20 protein-coding genes and 1 other annotated feature are annotated in these 21647 nt (G+C 47.4%); all 20 genes read left to right on the forward strand.

Features of this window, described 5'->3' with window-relative positions:
• Position 1 precedes the first annotated feature (1 nt).
• A complete protein-coding gene (murD, locus tag MHB71_RS03365; protein WP_076250750.1) occupies positions 2 to 1423 on the forward strand; it encodes a UDP-N-acetylmuramoyl-L-alanine--D-glutamate ligase in 1422 nt (473 codons plus the stop codon).
• A 48-nt stretch (positions 1424 to 1471) separates the two neighbouring features.
• Positions 1472 to 2569: a stage V sporulation protein E gene (gene spoVE / locus MHB71_RS03370; protein ID WP_100527061.1), complete on the forward strand. Its 1098-nt coding sequence runs from the start codon at positions 1472 to 1474 to the stop codon at positions 2567 to 2569.
• A 7-nt stretch (positions 2570 to 2576) separates the two neighbouring features.
• Positions 2577 to 3686: an undecaprenyldiphospho-muramoylpentapeptide beta-N-acetylglucosaminyltransferase gene (murG, locus tag MHB71_RS03375; RefSeq protein ID WP_340028839.1), complete on the forward strand. Its 1110-nt coding sequence runs from the start codon at positions 2577 to 2579 to the stop codon at positions 3684 to 3686.
• A 149-nt stretch (positions 3687 to 3835) separates the two neighbouring features.
• The gene (murB, locus tag MHB71_RS03380; RefSeq protein WP_340028840.1) at positions 3836 to 4741 is read left to right on the forward strand and encodes a UDP-N-acetylmuramate dehydrogenase; all 906 of its coding nucleotides are present in this window, start codon (positions 3836 to 3838) and stop codon (positions 4739 to 4741) included.
• 17 nt (positions 4742 to 4758) lie between these two features.
• Positions 4759 to 6042, forward strand: coding sequence for a UDP-N-acetylglucosamine 1-carboxyvinyltransferase (murA, locus tag MHB71_RS03385; RefSeq protein WP_100527062.1), 1284 nt, complete (start codon positions 4759 to 4761; stop codon positions 6040 to 6042).
• A 58-nt stretch (positions 6043 to 6100) separates the two neighbouring features.
• Positions 6101 to 6868, forward strand: coding sequence for an FtsQ-type POTRA domain-containing protein (locus MHB71_RS03390; RefSeq protein ID WP_340028841.1), 768 nt, complete (start codon positions 6101 to 6103; stop codon positions 6866 to 6868).
• A 293-nt stretch (positions 6869 to 7161) separates the two neighbouring features.
• On the forward strand, positions 7162 to 8445 hold the full coding sequence (gene ftsA / locus MHB71_RS03395) for a cell division protein FtsA (protein ID WP_036614863.1): 1284 nt from the start codon (positions 7162 to 7164) through the stop codon (positions 8443 to 8445).
• A gap of 150 nt (positions 8446 to 8595) precedes the next feature.
• Positions 8596 to 9711, forward strand: coding sequence for a cell division protein FtsZ (gene ftsZ / locus MHB71_RS03400; protein ID WP_017687306.1), 1116 nt, complete (start codon positions 8596 to 8598; stop codon positions 9709 to 9711).
• A 261-nt stretch (positions 9712 to 9972) separates the two neighbouring features.
• Entirely contained in the window at positions 9973 to 10953 is a 981-nt protein-coding gene (gene spoIIGA / locus MHB71_RS03405) for a sigma-E processing peptidase SpoIIGA (RefSeq protein WP_076328086.1), read from the forward strand.
• Positions 10954 to 10964: 11 nt separating this feature from the next.
• A complete protein-coding gene (sigE, locus tag MHB71_RS03410; protein ID WP_017687308.1) occupies positions 10965 to 11687 on the forward strand; it encodes an RNA polymerase sporulation sigma factor SigE in 723 nt (240 codons plus the stop codon).
• 111 nt (positions 11688 to 11798) lie between these two features.
• Entirely contained in the window at positions 11799 to 12581 is a 783-nt protein-coding gene (sigG, locus tag MHB71_RS03415; protein ID WP_017687309.1) for an RNA polymerase sporulation sigma factor SigG, read from the forward strand.
• Positions 12582 to 12755: 174 nt separating this feature from the next.
• Entirely contained in the window at positions 12756 to 13148 is a 393-nt protein-coding gene (locus MHB71_RS03420) for a YlmC/YmxH family sporulation protein (protein WP_017687310.1), read from the forward strand.
• 51 nt (positions 13149 to 13199) lie between these two features.
• On the forward strand, positions 13200 to 14099 hold the full coding sequence (pgeF, locus tag MHB71_RS03425; protein WP_340028842.1) for a peptidoglycan editing factor PgeF: 900 nt from the start codon (positions 13200 to 13202) through the stop codon (positions 14097 to 14099).
• Positions 14100 to 14105: 6 nt separating this feature from the next.
• Complete coding sequence (locus tag MHB71_RS03430) at positions 14106 to 14807, forward strand: YggS family pyridoxal phosphate-dependent enzyme (protein ID WP_340028843.1); 702 nt, start codon at positions 14106 to 14108, stop codon at positions 14805 to 14807.
• Entirely contained in the window at positions 14798 to 15265 is a 468-nt protein-coding gene (locus MHB71_RS03435) for a cell division protein SepF (RefSeq protein WP_036614853.1), read from the forward strand. Before MHB71_RS03430 ends, MHB71_RS03435 begins: the two co-directional genes overlap by 10 nt.
• Before the next feature lie 7 nt (positions 15266 to 15272).
• Positions 15273 to 15542 carry a YggT family protein gene (locus MHB71_RS03440; protein WP_036674839.1) on the forward strand — a complete coding sequence of 90 codons (270 nt, stop codon included), beginning with the start codon at positions 15273 to 15275 and terminating at the stop codon, positions 15540 to 15542.
• 238 nt (positions 15543 to 15780) lie between these two features.
• Positions 15781 to 16563 (forward strand): YlmH/Sll1252 family protein, encoded by a 783-nt coding sequence (locus tag MHB71_RS03445; RefSeq protein ID WP_036614847.1) that lies wholly within the window; start codon positions 15781 to 15783, stop codon positions 16561 to 16563.
• A gap of 240 nt (positions 16564 to 16803) precedes the next feature.
• Entirely contained in the window at positions 16804 to 17313 is a 510-nt protein-coding gene (locus tag MHB71_RS03450; protein WP_017687316.1) for a DivIVA domain-containing protein, read from the forward strand.
• 57 nt (positions 17314 to 17370) lie between these two features.
• Positions 17371 to 17663: a binding site (T-box leader), on the forward strand.
• A gap of 338 nt (positions 17664 to 18001) precedes the next feature.
• A complete protein-coding gene (gene ileS / locus MHB71_RS03455) occupies positions 18002 to 21100 on the forward strand; it encodes an isoleucine--tRNA ligase (protein ID WP_340028844.1) in 3099 nt (1032 codons plus the stop codon).
• Positions 21101 to 21265: 165 nt separating this feature from the next.
• Positions 21266 to 21625 (forward strand): DUF5665 domain-containing protein, encoded by a 360-nt coding sequence (locus tag MHB71_RS03460; protein ID WP_017687319.1) that lies wholly within the window; start codon positions 21266 to 21268, stop codon positions 21623 to 21625.
• The last annotated feature ends 22 nt before the right edge of the window (positions 21626 to 21647 follow it).

A 21647-nucleotide genomic window follows, 5' to 3' on the forward strand; every position in this document is an offset into this window, starting at 1 on the left:
CATGAACCATCCTGAATCATATCGCGGACAACAAGTAGTCGTGCTCGGATTGGCCAAAAGCGGCGTACAGGTCGCCAAGGTGCTGGATCGCGCCGGAGCGAAGGTTACAGTAAATGATAAAAAAGAGAGAGATCAATGTCCCGAAGCTTCCGAATTGGAGGCTTTGGGAATTTCTGTTGTATGCGGAGGGCATCCGGATGATCTGATTCACAGTGGTGTGAAGCTGGTTGTCAAAAACCCCGGTATCCCATACCATGCAGCTCCTGTGCAGCAAGCTTTGGCATTGGGCATTGAAGTGGTGACCGAAGTAGAGGTTGCTTATCATCTATGTGCTGCACCCATGATCGGGATTACGGGATCCAACGGCAAAACAACAACCACCACTTGGGTGGGTAAAATGTTGGAGCATGCTGGCCTCAAGCCGATCGTTGCCGGTAATATCGGAACACCTCTCTGTGAAGCGGCAGAGCAAGCTTCTCCAGATAACTGGATGGTTGTTGAGCTTAGTAGTTTCCAGCTCAAAGGAACGGTTGATTTCCGTCCCCGGATTGCCAGCTTACTTAACGTTGCTGAGACACATCTGGATTATCACGGGAACATGGATGATTATGTGGCTTCCAAAGCCAAACTATTCGCCAATCAGCAGCCTGACGACGTAGCCATCCTGAATTGGGATGATGCGGTATGTCGTGGTCTGGTTCCTTACATCAAAGGCAGATTGATCCCCTTCTCCGTGACAGAGAAATTGGATACAGGTGTGTATGCAGATCCTCCTTATGTGGATGGAGAAGCGGATGATGTGAAGCGTCAGGTAATCTACGCGGATGAAAACGGAGATCACCACATCATTATCGACGTTGAGGACATTGGCCTTCCTGGGCGATTTAATGTGGAAAATGCACTGGCTGCTGTGGCTATCGCCGTAGCGGCAGGAGCTGATCCTGCGGTGCTGGCTGCTCCGCTTGCAGACTTCAAGGGAGTTGAACACCGACTTGAATATGTCCTGGAGCATAACGGCTCTGCATACTACAACAACTCCAAAGCGACCAATTCGAAAGCTACGGTTATGGCTCTGAATTCGTTCAAGGAACCGGTTGTATTAATTGCTGGAGGGTTGGATCGCGGGTCAGACATGATGGAGTTGTTACCCTTGTTCCAGGAACGGGTAAAAGCTGTCGTTGCAATTGGAGAAACACGGACAAAAATTGCCAAGGTCGCGGAACTTGCCGGATTAAAGCAAATTAAGGTCGTCGATAATGAGGAGGACGCTGCCCGGACGTTAACCGTTGCTGTGCAGGAAGCATCGAAGCTTGCCAGTGCCGGTGATGTCGTTTTGTTATCCCCGGCATGTGCAAGTTGGGACATGTTTGCTTCCTATGAAGAGCGGGGACGCATTTTTAAAGAGGCGGCGCATAACTTGTAAGTAGGGGGGTGGAAAAGCCCCTACTTCCATGCAAGGGGTGGCCTCCTGATGAAACAGACGCGACCGGCACCAGATATTTGGTTGCTGATTTGTATTTTGGCATTGCTTGCCATCGGCATTATTATGGTATATAGTGCGGGCTCGGTGCTTGCCTTTCATGACTATGGCGATTCATTTTATTTTGTAAAAAGACAGGCCCTGTTTGCGGTGCTTGGGCTTGTGGCCATGTTCGTAACTGCTAATGTAGACTACCGGGTGTGGAGGAAATATGCCAAGCCTATATTGATTGCCTGTTTTATTATGCTCATTGGGGTGCTCATTCCTGGAATTGGTGTAGTTCGCGGTGGTGCACGAAGTTGGCTGGGCATTGGTTCGTTCGGTATTCAGCCCTCAGAATTCATGAAGTTGGGCATGATTCTGTTTCTCGCTCACTGGCTGAGCAAGGAACCGGGCAAAATCAAAACCTTCACAACGGGGCTTCTGCCACCGCTGGGATTGATTGGTTTGGCTTTTGGGATTATTATGCTGCAACCTGATTTGGGGACTGGCACCGTGATGATGGGTGCATCGATGCTTATTATTTTCACAGCCGGAGCGCGAATGAAACATCTGAGCTTGCTTGCTCTTGGCGGCGTAGCAGGGTTTGCAGCTTTGATTGCAGCAGCACCCTATCGGCTGCAGCGTATCACAGCGTTTTTGGACCCGTGGTCCGATCCGCTGGGTGCCGGATATCAGATCATTCAATCCTTATACGCGATTGGTCCTGGAGGACTGGCGGGATTGGGACTGGGTATGAGCCGGCAGAAGTACAGTTATGTACCTGAACCGCAAACGGACTTTATTTTTAGTATTTTGGCCGAAGAACTCGGCTTTATAGGTGGAATGATTGTATTATTGTTGTTTTTGGTGCTGGTGTGGAGAGGGATGCGTGTAGCCATGACCGTTCCGGATGCCTTCGGCAGTCTGCTTGGTGTTGGTATCGTAGGTATGGTCGCCGTACAGGTCATTATTAACATTGGTGTTGTCATTGGCATGATGCCTGTTACGGGCATTACATTGCCTCTGATCAGTTACGGCGGATCATCATTGACCCTCATGCTCACAGCACTGGGTATTTTAGTGAATTTATCCCGTTATGCGAGGTGACTATGCGATGCGAGTCGTTCTAAGCGGTGGCGGTACGGGTGGACATATCTATCCGGCCGTTGCCATAGCAAGACAATGCGAGGCGGAGAATCCGGACTCGACATTTCTATACATCGGAGGAACCAGAGGTCTGGAAAGTAAACTGGTTCCCCAAGAAAATATTCCTTTTAAATCCATTGATATTACGGGCTTTCGGCGGAAATTGTCCATCGATAACCTAAAAACGGTCATGCGTTTCATTCAAGGTGTACGCAAGTCCAAAAAAATGCTGAAGGAATTCAAACCGGATGTTGTGATTGGTACAGGTGGATATGTGTGTGGACCTGTGGTATATGCAGCAACAAAACTGGGAATTCCGAGTATAATTCATGAACAGAACGCCATCCCTGGTCTGACGAACAAATTTTTGATGCGTTATGTGGACACGGTTGCCGTTAGCTTTGAAGGTTCTGAAAAATCGTTTTCCGGCGCAAAAAAGGTGATTTACACCGGTAATCCGCGAGCGACTACGGTAGCCCAGGCTAGCCGTGATCGTGGTTTTGCAACGTTAGGTGTACCGATGAACAGCCGTGTTGTTCTTGTGGTTGGTGGCAGTCGCGGGGCAAAAGCAATCAATCTGGCCATGGTGGACATGGCTCCAATGCTGGAACAACTGGACGATGTACATGTAGTTTACGTGACAGGGGATACCTATTTTGATGAAACGCGTGAAGCCATTCGCAGCTCATTGGGTACGATGCCAAACCACCTGCATGTCCTGCCTTACGTGCATAATATGCCTGAGGTGCTTGCCTGCACATCCTTGATTGTAAACCGCGCAGGTGCATCATTCCTTGCGGAGATTACGTCACTGGGTATTCCTTCGATCCTGATTCCGTCACCTAACGTGACTAATAATCATCAGGAAGCCAATGCACGCACGCTTGAAGGTGGAGGCGCATCACTCACGATGCTGGAGAAGGATCTTACAGGCAAAGTCCTGTATGAAGCCATCGCCAAGATTATGAATGATGAATCGGGACGCAAACGAATGGCTGAAGCCTCCCGGAAACTGGGGAAACCCGATGCAGCTGAAGTGCTTGTTCATGAAATTCAGCGTCTTGCTGCACGCCGATAAAGTGTGATTGTGGGCGATTGTCACACACAAGACGGGGCTGACATAAGATACCGTATAAATCGTGACCATCGTTCCATGGCGCCAGAACACGGTCTGTAACAACAGAACATACCGTGCTCATCGGTTTTGAAGCAAAGGAGGAAGCAAACATGCATCAGTGGATATCGTTACTATCCCAGAATAATGTTGGCAGAGTTCTTGAAAACGAATCGCTAGCCAAATACACCACATGGAAGATCGGCGGTCCTGCGGATGCACTGGTCATTCCGGAGAATAAAGAGCAGATGATGAATCTCGTTCAATTGCTTCACACATTTCAGATTCCGTGGATGCAACTTGGACGGGGCTCAAACATGCTGGTGTCAGACAAAGGAATACGTGGTGTTGTGGTGAAACCAGGCGAGGGCTTTGATTATGCCGAATTTCACGAAGGCGGTGTAACCGCCGGAGCGGCGCATTCTTTTGTTAAACTCAGTGTGGTTGCTGCCAAAAAGGAATGGACCGGTCTGGAATTCGGCAGCGGTATCCCCGGCACTGTCGGTGGAGCCGTATACATGAATGCAGGCGCACATGGATCGGATGTGTCACGGATATTCAAATTCGCTGAGATTGTACTGGAGACAGGGGAATTGGTACGTTACAGCAAGGAGGACATGGATTTTGCCTACCGCCACTCTGTTCTGCATGACCGGAGAGGCATCGTGCTGGAAGCTGCATTCGAACTCCAGCATGTAGAGCGCAACGTCATTTCGGAAACGATGGCGGCTTACAAAGATCGCCGGCGCCGCACACAGCCACTGCAGATGGCATGTGCAGGTAGTGTATTCCGAAATCCACCGGGTGATCATGCGGCCCGCCTGATTGAAGCAGCAGGGCTGAAAGGAATGACCCAGGGAGGCGCACAGGTATCCACCATGCATGCCAATTTCATTGTTAATACAGGCCAAGCAACAGCAGAGGACGTTATCACCCTAATGCAGCAGATACAGAGCACTATATCATCTCAAAACGGTATTAACCTGGTACCGGAAGTCTTCGTAGTGGGTGAGCGGTAAACCCCGGAGGTGATACATTGGACAAATTGGTGATTGAAGGCGGGAAACCCCTCTCAGGATCCATACGCATCCATGGAGCAAAAAATGCCGCTTTACCGATTATGGCCGCAAGTTTGTTGGCAGATGGAGAAGTTACACTGCATAACGTTCCACACTTGCTGGACATTGAAGTGATGCTGTATATCCTGGAACGGCTTGGATGCACGTGTCGGCATGAACAGGGAACAGTGACGATTAATACCTCGTCTATCCGGTCATATGATGTGCCAGAAGATCTAATGAAGCAGATGCGCTCTTCCATTTTTTTGATGGGACCATTGCTGGCTAAGTTTGGGCAAGTGTCAGTGTATCAGCCAGGAGGCTGTGCCATTGGAGAACGCAAAATTGATCTTCACCTCCGGGGCCTGGAAGCGCTCGGAGCTTTGATTGAAGAGCAGGACCAACAGATTATCTGTCATGGGCACAATCTGGTGGGTACAGATATTCATTTGGATTTCCCGAGTGTGGGAGCGACGGAGAATATCATGATGGCAGCCGTTATGGCTAAAGGGACGACAACCATCTGCAACGCCGCAAGAGAACCTGAAATCCAGGACCTGCAACACTTTTTGAATGCTATGGGTGCAAGCATTATTGGTGCAGGAACGGATACAATCACGATCAATGGCGTTGAGAGACTGAAACCTTGTTCCTATGAGATTATACCGGATCGAATCGTTGCCGGAACCGTAATGATTGCAGCAGCAGCAACACGAGGCAATGTTACGCTTACACACTGCAATCCTGCTCATCTTACTTCACTTATACATGTATTGAAGCGCACTGGTGTTCAAATCACAGTCTGCAATGATATAATGACGGTGAGCTGTATGAGCCGTCCCAAATCAGTAGACCGTATTGTGACTTCTCCGTATCCTTCGTTTCCGACAGATTTGCAATCGCAAATCATGGTGCTGCTCAGTCTGGCAGACGGATTCAGTGTGATGAAGGAAACGGTATTCGAGGGCCGGTTCAAACATGTGGATGAACTGAATGTGATGGGGGCTGATATTTCAGTCGATCTAAACGCAGCATTTATCCGTGGTGTTCCCCGTCTGTACGGGGCTACAGTAGAAGCAACCGATCTTCGTGCAGGTGCAGCTCTGGTCATTGCTGGTCTGGCTGCTCAAGGCAAAACGGTTGTGGAGCAAGTGCATCATATTGACCGGGGCTACGATCAGATCGAGAAGTTATTCCAAAGTCTTGGAGCATCGGTTGAGCGACAGTCGCCCGTTTCGAAACAGTTGGATTTTGCCAATTAACGTCCTTGGCGTCCCCTTCTTGAAGGGAGGGGACCTGAGGCTTTGTGGAGCGCTACTTATGCCTAAAAGTCAAATTCCGGTTCTGAAGAAGAATCGGCCAAAAGGAAACACAAGCCGCAAAATTGTAATTATTCTCTTATTATTATTTATTGTATTGCTGGCTGTATTATTCTTTCGTTCTTCCATGAGTCGGATTTCGGCAATTGAAATTACGGGTAATGTATATACAGCAACTTCAGAACTGCTGGAGAAAAGCGGACTGAAAGAAGGCGAACAATTTTTTGGGACAAGTACTGCCGAGGTTATTGAGCGTCTCAAGACCATCAAGGCGATTTCCACCGTTACCGTGGACAAAAAGTTTCCGGGGATTATCCATATCAAGGTTCAGGAATATGCCACGGTTGCTTATGAGCTTGGTTCTGACGGTACGCTAAAAGCGATATTAGCCAGTGGGACAAGCTTGACAGTTCCGGCAACAATTGGTGTTGCTGTGGAGAAGCCCATATTGACCCAATGGAAGGCTGATGATCCACTTAAAGCCAAGCTGAGCCAGACACTGGCTAAAATTCCGAATGAATTGACGACGGATATTTCGGAAATTATTCCGAATCCAACGCCTTCATTTCCGGATCAGATTCGGATGTATACCAAATCGCAGTTTGAAGTGATTACAACCGTCTCTCTTTTATCGGATAAAGTGGAGTATCTGAATCAGGTGATTGAGACCGAACGGCCTGGGAAAATCACCATGCTTGAGGCAGATACCTATGTCCCTTTCATCCCGGATGACTTGGAAGATGATGCTGAACCAGGAGCAAGCCCCTGATCTTTGCCATCATGAGGCTGGACTGAATATGAAAGCCTAGGCAGGTCGGGGTTTGACCCCGTCAGAGCAATGAAACTTGTTCTTTCTGAGATGAAGAAAAAATGATACACTTGAACTTATGGCACATGAGTTGCCTCCTTCTTTTTTCTTCAATGTTTTATGTCTGGCAACCAGATTTTGACACCCAAAAACATTGTAGAAAAAAGAGGGAAAGCCTGAAGTGTGTTGAATATGTTTTAAGAGTGTTTAAATTCGAACGTAATTTACTATTGGAGTCAGGAGGTGCCACAGACTTGAGCAACAATGACATCATTGTTAGTTTGGACATCGGTACATCCAAAATTCGCGCTATTATTGGGGAAATGAATAATGGAACCTTTAATATTATAGGAGTTGGATCTGCCGACTCGGAGGGAATTCGCAAAGGTGTAATCGTAGATATCGATCAGACGGTGCAGTCGATTCGCAACGCAGTGGATCATGCAGAACGTATGGTAGGTATTCAAATATCCGAAGTGTATGTTGGAATCTCGGGAAATCATATCGGACTGATGAGCAGTCACGGCGTCGTGGCTGTGTCTAACGAGGATCGTGAAATCGGAGAAGAAGACATGGAACGGGTGTTGAAAGCAGCCGAAGTCATTGCAGTTCCGCCGGAACGGGAAATTATTGATGTTGTCGCCAAGCAATATGTTGTAGATGGCTTGGAGGGCATACAGGACCCCCGTGGTATGATTGGTGTTCGTCTGGAAGTTGAAGCAACGATCATTACGGGTGCAAAAACCGCGATACATAATCTTTTGCGCTGCGTGGAAAAAGCGGGTCTGAAAGTAAGCGATCTGGTTCTCATGTCGCTTGGAGCGGGTCAACTGGCTTTGTCCAAAGATGAAAAAACGATGGGTTCAGTGCTTGTTGATATTGGAGCAGGTGCAACAACCATCGCCATTTTTGAAGAAGACAGTCTTGTTGCAACATCAACGTTGCCTATAGGTGGGGAATTCGTAACAAATGATATCGCCTATGGCTTACGCACGTTAACGGATCAGGCGGAGAAGGTGAAACTGAAATATGGCTGCGCCTGGTTGGATGATGCTGCTGCGGATGTGATGTTCAAAGTCACCCGAATTGGCAGTAATGTAGACAAGGAGTTTTCACAGGAGGATCTGGCAGCAATTATTGAACCTAGGGTTCAAGAAATATTCCAGATGATATCCCAAGAAGTGAAGCGTCTTGGTTACAACGAGCTTCCTGGAGGTTATATACTAACGGGAGGTACGGTCTCTATGCCGGGGGTTCTGCAGGTCGCTCAGCATGAGCTTGCTGCTTCGGTACGAGTTGCAGTTCCGGATTATATTGGTGTGCGTGACCCCGGGTTTACAAGCGGAGTCGGCATATTGCACAGTGTAATTCGCAGTTTGCGCATTCGTCCCTCGATCAATAACGGCGGTGGAAATAACAACAACAATAATAACAACAAGAAACCGACCAACCGTCCGAAGCCAAATACGGCACAGGAATCGGAGCAAAAACCCGGTCTGTTCGAGCGGCTGAAGAATATGTTCAGCGAATTTATATAACAGGTTGGATCCATTTCATACATTCTTGAAGCCGTCTGAATGCGCCGGTACTAAAATAAACGCTTTCGTTCGTCGATATATGAAATTGATTCGGTTCAAATCAAAAATTGGACGGGCCATCCATGCACATTGAGGGGGAGATGGAATAATATGTTGGAATTTGATTTCGAGATGGAGAGCTTGGCTCAAATTAAAGTCATCGGTGTAGGCGGCGGCGGAAGCAATGCAGTCAACCGTATGATTGAAAATGGTGTACAAGGTGTTGAATTTATTACGGTAAATACGGATGCTCAGGCGTTACACCTGGCGAAATCCGAGCATAAATTGCAAATCGGTGATAAATTGACTCGTGGTCTTGGTGCTGGCGCCAACCCGGATGTAGGTAAAAAAGCAGCGGAAGAGTCCCGCGATCTGATCATGAACACGTTGAAAGGTGCAGACATGGTATTTGTTACAGCCGGTATGGGCGGTGGTACAGGTACAGGTGCGGCTCCGGTTATTGCCGAAATCGCTAAAGAGTGTGGTGCACTTACCGTTGGTGTCGTAACTCGTCCATTTACTTTTGAAGGACGCAAGCGTTCCAGCCATGCAGAGCAAGGTATTGAAGCTCTCAAGGAAAAAGTCGACACACTGATCGTGATTCCTAATGATCGTTTGCTCGAAATCGTGGACAAAAAGACTCCTATGCTTGAAGCATTCCGTCAAGCGGATAACGTACTTCGTCAAGCAGTACAAGGTATCTCTGATTTGATCGCTGTACCGGGTCTGATCAACCTTGACTTTGCTGACGTCAAAACGATTATGCACGAACGTGGTTCAGCCCTTATGGGAATTGGTGAATCAACTGGTGAGAATCGTGCCGCAGAAGCAGCACGGAAAGCCATTATGAGTCCTTTGCTTGAAACTTCTATTGAAGGTGCTCGCGGCGTAATCATGAACATTACGGGTGGCGTTAATCTGTCCCTGTATGAAGTGAACGAAGCGGCAGAGATCGTAACTTCTGCTTCCGACCCGGAAGTAAACATGATCTTTGGTGCCATCATTGACGAAGACCTGAAAGAGGAGATTAAGGTTACGGTTATTGCAACCGGTTTTGAAGATAAACCTGCTCCACCACCACCAGGACGTAAGCCAGCTCCAGCAACAGCGGAGACGACGGATACACGTTCGCCGAACCTGCGTCCTTTCGGAAATCAGCCGAGCAATGATCAGCTGGACATTCCGACATTTTTACGCAATCGTTCACGCAATAATAACAACGATTAATACGCAAATCAATTTATTGGAAACCCGGTACTCCTTATGGAGCGACCGGGTTTTTTCTGTTTATTTAGATATCATAGCATACAGCAATGAACAAATTCTGAACAAAGGGCCTGAGCAATTCCGACAAAAAAAGTTGGAACCACACCCCCATGATTAGACAGACTTTGAACAGGGGGCTCCGTATACTTGTGAATATGCTCATGAATATCAGGATATCGGGTACCGGTATTTCGATATGTTGCGCGCAGGCAGGTGAAGACTTTGGTTGTTTATGTGGATCTAATTTTTTTGACAAACCTGTGTATTGACGGTGCACTCATCGGAATGACCGCCTGGATGCGCAAGACAAAGCTGGTTTGGTGGCGATGGTTGCTGTCAGCCATTGTGGGTGCATTATACGTGGTCATGATGTTTGTACCGGAGTTTGATTTTATGTTCACCTTTTTGATCAAGTTCGGGTTCTCGCTGGTCATGCTTACGATTGCTTTTGGTTTTAAAGGTCTGCAGGCTTTTGCGAGGACGCTCGGTACCTTCTATGTGATTAATTTTGTCGCTGCCGGAGGTATTCTGGGTGTGCATTACATGCTTCAGAGCTCCGGTGAGTTGTTTAACGGCATTTGGTTCACGGCTTCTGGCGGTATGTCATTTGATCTGAAAATTGCTTTCTGGTTCACGTTTTTCGTATTTTTTGCTGTCCTGTTTTTATTCAAAGCTGTGCAGAGTTCCAAACGGAAAACGGATCGCATGACGACCTATTTGGGTAAAGTTGAGGTCTGCATCGATGAGGTAGTCATTTCTTGTACAGGCCTTCTGGATACGGGCAATCAACTTACAGATCCCTTATCGCGCATGCCGGTCATGGTGATGGAGGTTTCGTTATGGCAAGACATGTTACCCGCTTCATGGAAGGGTAGACTCAAGGACGAGGCGCCGGACAACCTTATTCTGGAGCTTGATCAGGAAAGTTTTCAGTGGCAGGATCGACTGCGGCTGGTGCCTTATCGGGGCATTAACAAAGGGACTGCGTTTATGCTGGCAATGAAGCCGGACCGGGTGAAGGTGACGATGGAGGAAACATGTTATGAGACGACAAGGGTACTTATTGGGCTGGATGGAGGTGTTTTGTCGTCGGATGGGAAATACCAGGCCGTGATTCATCCTGAACTTGTGCAAGACGCTGCTTCTGCGCAGTCTACGGCTCTCTCTGCGGGAGCAACAGAAAAGCCGCTGAATGTGGTATAGGAGGAACGTACATGCTTGTGAAATGGAAACTGGTGGCGCAGCTGCAATATTACCGTCTGTTATTTTTGTTGGGGCTCAAAAGTGAAGAGATCTATTATATTGGGGGAAGTGAGGCACTTCCGCCGCCTTTGACAAGGGAAGAGGAAGAATTTTTGCTGCAAAAATTATCCTCGGGAGACTCGGCCATTCGCGCGATGCTTATTGAGCGCAACCTGCGTCTGGTGGTGTACATTGCACGAAAATTTGAAAACACAGGAATCAATATTGAGGATTTGGTCTCCATTGGAGCCATCGGATTGATCAAGGCAGTTAATACATTTGACCCGGAAAAGAAAATCAAACTGGCAACCTATGCATCACGTTGTATCGAAAATGAAATTTTGATGTACCTGAGACGTAATAGTAAGATCCGAACTGAAGTTTCTTTTGATGAACCGCTCAACATTGATTGGGATGGAAATGAACTATTATTATCCGATGTATTGGGTACAGAAAACGATACAATCTATCGGAATATTGAAGAGCAGGTAGACCGGAAACTTTTGCACAAGGCACTGGAAAAATTAACGGAGCGCGAGCGAATGATTATGGAGCTTCGTTTTGGCCTGACGGATGGGGAAGAAAAGACACAAAAAGATGTAGCCGATCTTCTCGGAATCTCCCAATCCTACATCTCTCGACTCGAAAAAAGAATCATTAAAAGACTCCGCAAGGAGTTCAATAAAATGGTCTGAAATACATCTTTGGTCAGAATGGGTATTACTGGCAAGGGTTCCAAGTACGAATAAAAAAGCCTGCCCCGGAGATAATGTACATTAATGTTTCTCCTTGGGAGGTAAATCACGATGACCCGAAACAAAGTCGAGATTTGTGGCGTGGACACCGCAAAATTGCCTGTCCTCACCAACACTGAAATGAGGGAATTGTTTCATTCCCTTCAGCAACACCATGATCGCTCAGCAAGAGAGAAATTAGTGAATGGCAACCTGCGTCTGGTACTCAGTGTCATTCAGCGTTTTAACAATCGGGGGGAGTTTGTCGATGATCTGTTCCAGGTTGGTTGCATCGGCCTGATGAAAGCCATTGATAATTTTGATTTATCCCAGAATGTCAAATTTTCAACCTACGCGGTGCCGATGATTATCGGTGAAATCCGTCGATACCTGCGTGATAATAACCCAATTCGGGTATCTCGCTCCTTGAGGGACATTGCTTACAAAGCACTTCAGGTCCGTGACAGCCTGACGAATAAAAATTCCCGGGAACCGACGATATTTGAAATTGCGGAAGTACTGAATGTGCCGAAGGAAGATGTTGTTTTTGCATTGGACGCCATTCAGGACCCGGTCTCGCTCTTCGAACCGATTTATCATGATGGTGGAGATCCGATCTATGTTATGGATCAGATCAGCGATGACAGAAACAAGGATGTGTCATGGATCGAGGAAATTGCACTTCGTGAAGCGATGCATCGTCTTGGTCAGCGGGAAAAAATGATTCTGTCGATGCGGTTTTTCGAAGGGAAAACCCAGATGGAAGTGGCTGATGAAATTGGCATTTCCCAGGCTCAGGTATCACGTCTGGAGAAATCAGCGATACAGCAGATGCAAAAACATGTAAAGTCATAACACGATGCAAAGGCAGAAGGACGATCAATCGGGGCAGTGTATACCGTTGGTCGTCTTTTTGTTTTGGACCGTTTCCACATTCGATGAAAAACAGGACATTTTTCGCCCCTGAAACATATATTGTATAGAAGCGTGAAGAACGGGCAGAAGAGGAATAACAGGGGGCGGGAATGAATGAAAGTAAATACGAGCGAAGTAGCGGCACGAGGCATGAAAATCTCGGACTTTCAGACAAAGGATGTCATTAACATTACGGATGGTAAACGCCTCGGTCAGATCAGTGATTTGGAGTTGGATCTGAAGCAGGGACGAATTGAAGCGATTGTTGTGCCAGGGTACAGCCGTTTTATGGGTCTTTTTGGCGGGGGAACGGATCTGGTGATTCCCTGGAGAAACATTGTGAAGATTGGTTCAGATGTGATACTGGTGAAGATGGATGAGGTGAAGGAAAATACGTATGACGAGCGTGATCGCGAAGCGCGCCTGTATGATGAACAGCAGCATAACCGCACAGAGCGAGTGGAACGCATTGAACGGTCGGAACGTAATCAGCGTCGAACGATATAAATGAGACAGAATGTGGCTCATTTGGTACACTGGAAGTGGTGAGGTGAGATAATGGAACCCTTTGTATTGGATAAAGAATTACTTGAACGGACCAAAAAACCAAATTCATATTTCGGTCCTGATCCGTTATTATTATATGTTGAGCCCTGGACACAGCAATTTGAACAGTTGTCAGTCGGGTTTACGACGAGGCATGGTGGAGTTGGAAAAGTTCCGTATGCTACGCTCAATTGTGCTTATCATGTGGGGGATGACCCTGAAGTTGTACTTAACAACCGCAGGCTTGTAACCGAGAAGCTTGGCTTTGCAACAGAAGCATGGACCTGTGGAGAGCAGGTGCATGGCAAACATGTGGCTGTAATTACCGCTGAAGATCGGAGCAGAGGACTACTTGATCGTCAATCTGCGTTGCAGGATACGGATGGCTTGGTCACGAATGCGCCTGGTGTGCTGTTGACTTCTTTCTACGCAGACTGTGTTCCGCTTTATTTCTATGACCCTGTGCAACAGGCGGTAGGTCTTGCTCATGCCGGCTGGAAAGGTACAGTCGCGGGTATCGCTGTATCCATGGTGGAGACGATGGAACGGGAGTATGGCAGCCGTAGGCAGGACATTCGAGCTGCAATCGGTCCGTCGATTGGGGATTGCTGTTATGAAGTGGATGAGGCGGTCATGCAGCATGTACGGGTTTGGTTTGATGATTCCCCGGTTAATGATAAATACGAGGATTCTGCTTCTAAACAAGCATATCGAGCCGTGAATAACGGTAAAACGATGTTAAACTTGAAAGAATGTAATCGACACATTATGATGAAAGCAGGAATAATGCCGGATCATATCGAATGTACAACATGGTGTACAAGTTGTCATCCCGAACTATTTTTCTCCTATCGGAAGGAAAATGGTGTTACAGGGCGGATGGCGAGTTGGATTGGGCTGGAAGAGAGGTGACCCTCTGTGTCATTGGAGGAGCGTATACAACAGGTAAATCAGAAGATCGAGGATGCATGTCGGCGCAGTAACCGTCATCGTGATGATGTGAATGTGATTGCGGTCACGAAATATGTCTCACTTGAAACAACGGGATCGGTGCTGGATTATGGTCTTGAGCATATTGGAGAAAACCGGTGGCAGGATGCACAGGCCAAATGGGAAGCTTTTGGTCAGCAGGGTACCTGGCACTTTATCGGTCATTTGCAGACAAACAAGGTGAAAGACGTGATTGGCAAGTTTCGTTACATACATTCACTGGATCGTTTGTCATTGGCGAAGGAGTTGGATAAAAAAGCAGCTTCACTTGGCATCCAAGTGGAAACGTTTTTGCAGGTGAATATTTCGGGTGAAGAGAGCAAGTATGGATTACAGCCTGAACAGGCAAGTTCTTTTTTGCGTGATATTCGTTCGTTCAACAATCTCAAGGTCGTTGGCCTAATGACTATGGCACCTCATGAGGAAGATCCGGAGCTGACGCGTCCCGTATTTCGTGGATTGCGTGAGCTGAGAGATCAATTGAATGGACAAGCCCTTACAGCAGAGCCATTGACTGAGCTGTCGATGGGGATGTCCAATGATTTTGAAGTGGCCATTGAAGAAGGTGCAACCTGGGTACGGCTAGGATCGATTCTCGTAGGAAAAGAGGAGGGTTCACGATGGGCGTAATGAATAAATTTATGAATTTCCTCGGACTTCAGGAAGAGGAAGAGATTGTGGAACGTGAACGAATGGCTGCGCAGGAGGAAAATGAGGCTGAACATCAGGAAGCTGAAACCTCCAGTCTCGATAAACGTAGAAACCAAAGGGGGAATAATGTGGTGAGCATTCATTCCCAGAAAAATGTTAAAGTTGTCCTGTATGAACCGCGTTCTTATGACGAGGCTCAGGAAATTGCCGACCATCTGCGTTCGCATCGTACCGTTGTGGTGAATCTGCAACGAATTCGCCAGGACCAAGCGCTGCGCGTTATTGATTTTTTGAGTGGCACGGTATATGCATTGGGTGGCGGTATTTCCAAAATCGGCGGAAACATTTTTCTCTGTACGCCAGATACGGTTGAAATTCAGGGATCAATTACGGAAATACTGGCTGACAGCGAGCAAGATTATAACAGAATGAGGTGAGCCACTTTTGTATCAGATTGAAAGCGTGTTGTACACGTTATACCAGATTTACTTTTACATGGTCATTGTCTACATATTGATGTCTTGGCTTCCCAATGCGCGGGAAAGCTTCATCGGTGAATGGCTGGGCAAATTAGTGGAACCATATCTAAGACCGTTTCGCCGATTTATACCGCCTTTGTTCGGTGTGCTGGATATTTCCCCGATTGTGGCGCTGATCGTTCTGCAACTTGCGCTTAATGGGCTGATCTCCATACTTCGGTATTTTGCATATTAGAGGTTGTTCAAAAAGTCCGCTTTTGATTACGAAGGATGCCTAGTGGCATCGTCAGCATCGAATATGGAATTCAGCCGAAATAAGCGGGAGGCTTACGAAGTATGTTTCCTTCGGAAACATTGTAGTTGCTCACGTAGTTTTTTCTACGCTCCGCTACTCCATTTCTAGCTTTATCCCATCTTCTCGGTACTGAAAACCGGTCTTTTTGAACACGGACTATTAGGGTAGGGTGACATAGATGAGCGGTGAAATTTACGAACATTTTAGCCATGATGAGCGAGATTTTGTAGATAAAGCTTCGGATTGGGTTGAGCAGGCAGGCAAGTATCATGACATGAAGCTAACTGACTTTCTTGATCCAAGACAGGTTTTTATCTTACAGACTCTTGCCAATCGCCGTAACGACGTTCAGATTCGTCTGGATGGTGGTTACGAGGCTGCTGAACGCAAGCGTGCGCTGGTTGCACCTGATTATATGTATCTGGATGATGAGGATATGGGTATGCAGGTGCTCAGTATTACGTCTGATGATCAGAAAATCTCGGAGCTGGAGCATGGGGACTATATGGGTTCCCTGCTCGGGCTTGGGATGAAACGTGGAAAGATCGGGGATATCCAAGTGCTGGAGGACGGTTGCCATACAGTGGTGGCGGCGGAAACCGGCGCTTTTTTATCGCTTCAACTGAATCAGGTGCATCGGTTACATGTGTTCACAGAGTTACTTCCTTTGGATCAGATGCGATGGTCAGAGAGTAAACTGGAGACGATGGACATTACGGTCGCTTCGCTTCGTTTGGATGGAATCTGCGCAGATGTGTATCGGCTTAGTCGCAGTAAAGTGCTGGCTCCGATCAAAGCTGGTCGCTGCCGTGTGAACTGGAAAGTTGAGGAAGATCCCTCCAAGTCGCTAAAAGCGGGTGATGTCGTATCCATTCAGGGATTTGGCCGCTTCAAGGTTATGGAACAGGATGGGATGACCAAAAAAGGGCGTTGCCGAGTGAAAATCGGCAAATTTGCCTGAGTCTGTTGCAGGAAAATCCGCTTTCTTGTCGAAATGTTTATCATAAAGGTGTAGAAAATACGCGGTGTATCCGATAAACATTAAGTCAAAGCTTTACATGAACGTTGGAGGATGCAATTCTGATCCTGCATTCCGTATACGTTGCCAAGGTTAGGCATCAACGATACGGCCCCTTGGGTGGTACCCATATGCTGCAAACCTTCTCTGGACGGGAAGGAACTTTAACAGGAGGTGGACAGCATGCCATTAACGCCGCTGGACATACACAACAAGGAATTTTCCCGACGTTTGCGCGGGTATGACGAGGATGAAGTCAATGAATTCCTGGATCAAGTCATCAAAGATTACGAAGGCGTCATTCGCGAGAACAAAGAGCTGAGCAATCAGTTGCTGTCCGTTCAGGAGAAACTGGATCATTTTTCTACAATTGAAGAGACGCTTAGCAAAACGATCATCATTGCGCAGGAAGCTGCTGATGATGTGAAGGGTAATGCGAAGAAAGAAGCGCAGTTGATCGTGAAGGAAGCAGAGAAAAATGCAGACCGGATCGTGAACGAATCGTTGGGCAAATCTCGCAAAATTGCTTTGGAAGTGGAAGAACTGAAAAAGCAGGCCTCGATTTACCGTGCCCGTTTCCGCACGCTTGTTGAAGCGCAGCTTGAACTGTTGACTCAGGATGGTTGGGAAGTGCTGGAGAGCCGGGAGCAGGAAGTGCGTGACCGTGAGCGGGAGATGAAAGAAATTTATTAGTCTGTCGCCTGGTTGACTTTTGTCTGCAAAGAGGCTATAACTATATTCATAATGAATAGTGATTCCATGACGGGTTCAGTACGTTATGATCTCATCCCTCAGAGAGTTGGTGGTTGGTGCAAACCAATGGATGAGTTATAGCCGAATATCTCCCCGGAGAAGTGACGCTGAAGCGGTGATCTTGATTGCCGAGTGTAAGCCGAACCGTAAGCCGTACGTTATAACGGCACCCTGCGGTAGTATAGCGGGGCATAAGCGCTGTTGATGACAGAGCATACCCAGGCTTGCCTGGATGTGGTTTGTGATGAACAGAATTAGGGTGGTAACGCGAGTATAGCCTCGTCCCTTTCCAGGGACGGGGCTTTTTTGTGTCCAAAAAAGGCGAACGTCCATGAGGCCCGAAAGGACCTCAAGGAGAGAGCCACCTGCCGGGGGAGCGAAGCACCCGGCAACACCCGCCTCGCGGTAAGGCCATGCGGCGTTCACGCAGGGAACAGCCGCAAAATGGCCGCCATCACGCACATTAACCTTCGCCCATAAGCGCCACCGATCCCCCAACGACAACCCATCCCGGGTGTCCAGAGGGCGGAGCGCCTATGGGGTCCCCCTTGGCAAGGGGGATTTAGGGGGATTGAAACGCTTTTGTGGACGGTCCACAATCCAACCAAAGAAAGGGAAGATAATCATCATGCAACGAGTTGACGTCAAAGAGAAGGCACGTGCCAGAGAATTACGCGTGTTAGATAAATGGAAAACGGAGAATACATTCAAAAGATCCATCGAAAACCGGGAGGGAAAACCAAACTTCGTATTTTATGAAGGGCCGCCTACAGCGAACGGAAAACCGCATATCGGTCACGTACTGGGACGGGTAATCAAGGATTTTGTTGGACGGTATAACACGATGAAAGGTTACCGTGTCGTTCGTAAAGCGGGTTGGGATACACATGGTCTGCCTGTAGAACTGGGTGTACAGAAAAAGCTTGGTATCTCCCACAAGTGGGAAATCGAAGATTATGGCGTGGAGAAATTCATTAACGAATGTAAAGCGAGCGTATTCGAGTACGAGCAACAATGGCGTGATTTGACAGAAGGCATCGGATATTGGACGGATATGAATAACCCGTATATCACCCTTGATAACAACTACATCGAGAGTGTATGGAACATCCTGGCGACGATCCACGAAAAAGGCCTGTTGTATCGTGGTCATCGTGTGAGCCCGTATTGCCCATCTTGCCAGACAACACTGAGCTCCCATGAAGTTGCACAAGGGTACAAAGACGTTAAAGATCTGAGTGCTACAGCGAAATTCAAACTGAATGACAGCGGAGAATTTGTACTGGCTTGGACGACAACACCTTGGACATTGCCTTCGCACGTTGCACTTGCCGTGAATCCGGATATGGACTACTCCCGTGTTCGTCAAGGTGATGAAGTGTACATCATGGCAACCAACCTGGTTGAAAAAGTGATGAAAGATACCAAGGGTGAGTATGAGATCATCGGTGCACTGAAAGGTGCCGACCTCGTTGGCAAAACGTATGATCCTCCGTTCAACTACGTACAGGCTGAGAAAGCCAACATCATTCTGGGTGCAAGCTTTGTAACGGATGCAAGTGGTACGGGTATCGTACACATGGCTCCTGCCCATGGTGAAGATGACTACCGTGTATGCCGTGAGAATGGGATCAGCTTTGTGAACATGGTGGACTTGGAAGGTAAATTTGTCGCTGAGGTTACTGACTTTGCCGGACGTTTCGTGAAGGATTGTGATATTGATATCGTAAGATATCTGTCTGAGCATGGACGTTTGTTCAGCAAAGAAAAATATGAGCACAGCTATCCGTTCTGCTGGCGTTGTGATACACCGCTTCTGTACTATGCAATGGACAGTTGGTTTATCCAAACAACAGCCATCAAGGACCAATTGATTGCCAACAACAGTGAAGTGGATTGGTACCCCGGTCACGTTCGTGAAGGTCGCTTCGGGAAATTCCTTGAGGATCTGGTGGATTGGAATATCAGCCGTGATCGTTATTGGGGAACTCCGCTGAACATCTGGGTGTGTGAGGAGACTGGCGAACAATTTGCACCACACAGCATTGCAGAATTGCGTGCTCGTGCGGTAGGTGATGTGCCAGAGAATCTTGAATTGCATAAACCATATGTGGATGACGTTAAAGTCATGAGCTCTTGTGGCAAATATGAGATGAAACGTACACCGGAAGTGATCGATGTCTGGTTCGACAGCGGCTCCATGCCGTTTGCCCAGCAGCACTATCCATTTGAAAATAAAGAAGTATTCGAACAGCAGTACCCTGCGGATATGATCTGTGAAGGGATTGACCAGACACGTGGCTGGTTCTACAGCTTGCTGGCGGTTTCCACCCTTTTGACAGGCAAAGCGCCTTACAAAGCGGTTATGGCTACAGGACACGTTCTTGACGAGAACGGACAGAAGATGTCCAAATCCAAAGGTAACGTTATCGATCCTTGGGAAGTAATTGAAGAATACGGTACAGATGCATTCCGCTGGGCTTTGTTGTCTGACAGTGCACCGTGGAACAGCAAACGTTTCTCCAAAGGTATCGTAGGGGAAGCCAAATCCAAAATGGTGGATACGCTGGTTAACACCCATGCATTTCTGACGCTTTATGCTACCATTGATGGATTTGATCCACAGGAGCACCCGTTCCAACTGTCCGCACACAAGCTGGATCGCTGGATTCTGTCGAGACTGAACAGCCTGATCCTGGTTGTAGAAAAAGCGTTGCTGGTTAACGATTATCTGAACTCTTCCAAAGCGATTGAAGCATTTGTTGATGAGTTGAGTAACTGGTATATCCGTCGTTCCCGTGACCGTTTCTGGGGAAGTGGCCTGACAGAGGATAAATTGGATGCTTACCGTACATTGACTGAGGTGTTGGTGACTACTGCGAAACTGGTTGCTCCGTTTACACCGATGCTTGCAGAAGATATCTATCTGAACCTTGCAACAGGTGAGAGTGTGCACATGGAAGACTATCCAGTAGCTAATGAAGCGCTGATTGATGCAGGACTGGAACAGGATATGGAGACGGCTCGCCGCGTGGTTGAACTTGCCCGTAACGTTCGTAACGAAACAGGCATCAAGACACGTCAGCCACTGTCCGAATTAATCGTTTCTTTGGATAAAGGGTTTGACCTGGCAAGTTACGAAGAGATCATCAAAGAAGAGATCAATGTAAAAGGAATCCGTACGGAGCATAATGATGCGGAATTCGTTGACTTTACATTGAAGCTGAACCTGAAGGTCGCAGGTAAAAAATACGGTAAAAACGTAGGGTTCCTGCAGAACTTCTTCAAAGGAATGTCAGCCGATGAGACGCGTAAAGTGGTTTCGGAAGGTGTACTGAACATCGTTTCACCGGAAGGTGAAGAGCTGCAAGTGACGAGCGAAGAATTATTGGTTGATAAACAGGCCAAATCAGGCTTTGCTTCAGCATCAGGTTACGGTCTGACGGTTGCGCTCAATACCGAAATCACGCCAGCATTGGAACAGGAAGGCTGGGTTCGTGAAGTGGTTCGTGCTGTGCAGGATACCCGGAAACGACTGGACCTCCCAATTGAGAAAAGAGTACGTTTGACACTGGATGTGGATGCATCCCTTCAGGAAGCTATTCAGGCGTTTGATGATGTGTTGCGTGAAAATGTTCTCGTAACCGAAGTTACATTTGGCTCGAATGAGGCCATGGAACGTGTTGAAGCCGGAGGCAAATCGATCGGTATATACATCGAAGCATAATTTGGATTATGTAATATTCAACAAGGACAGAATATAGGATATAAATAAACGAGCCGCAGAGGCAGGGACATATTCCCTGTATCTGGGCTCGTTTGTTTTTTAGGCAATAAGGCAATGATTCTATAGTGCAGTCAATCTATATTGATCAAAGGAACTGACCAAAACATGAGCGAACATGACAAGCAAACCGCATCCACTTCACAACAATCAACATCAGATAATCTCAATTCCCATGACAAAATTGAAGAGTTACATACCCTGACGAACCGTCTGGCGAATGAACTGGAACGTTCACGAATAGCGCAATACACAGAATTGCTGAACAGACCATGGAAATTGATCGGATTGAACCTGTTGTCTGGAGCCGCACGAGGTGTGGGGATTGCGATTGGGTTTACCTTTTTCGCAGCAACAATTATTTACGTTTTGCAGCTACTTGGGGCGCTCAATCTTCCCATTGTTGGAGATTACATCGCTGATATTGTACGCATTGTCCAGCGCCAGCTTGATATGAACACATACTAAGCGATGAGCAGTGATTAAAGGT

This window comes from Paenibacillus sp. FSL H7-0940 (genome assembly GCF_037979415.1).
Taxonomy (GTDB): Bacteria; Bacillota; Bacilli; order Paenibacillales; family Paenibacillaceae; genus Paenibacillus; species Paenibacillus amylolyticus.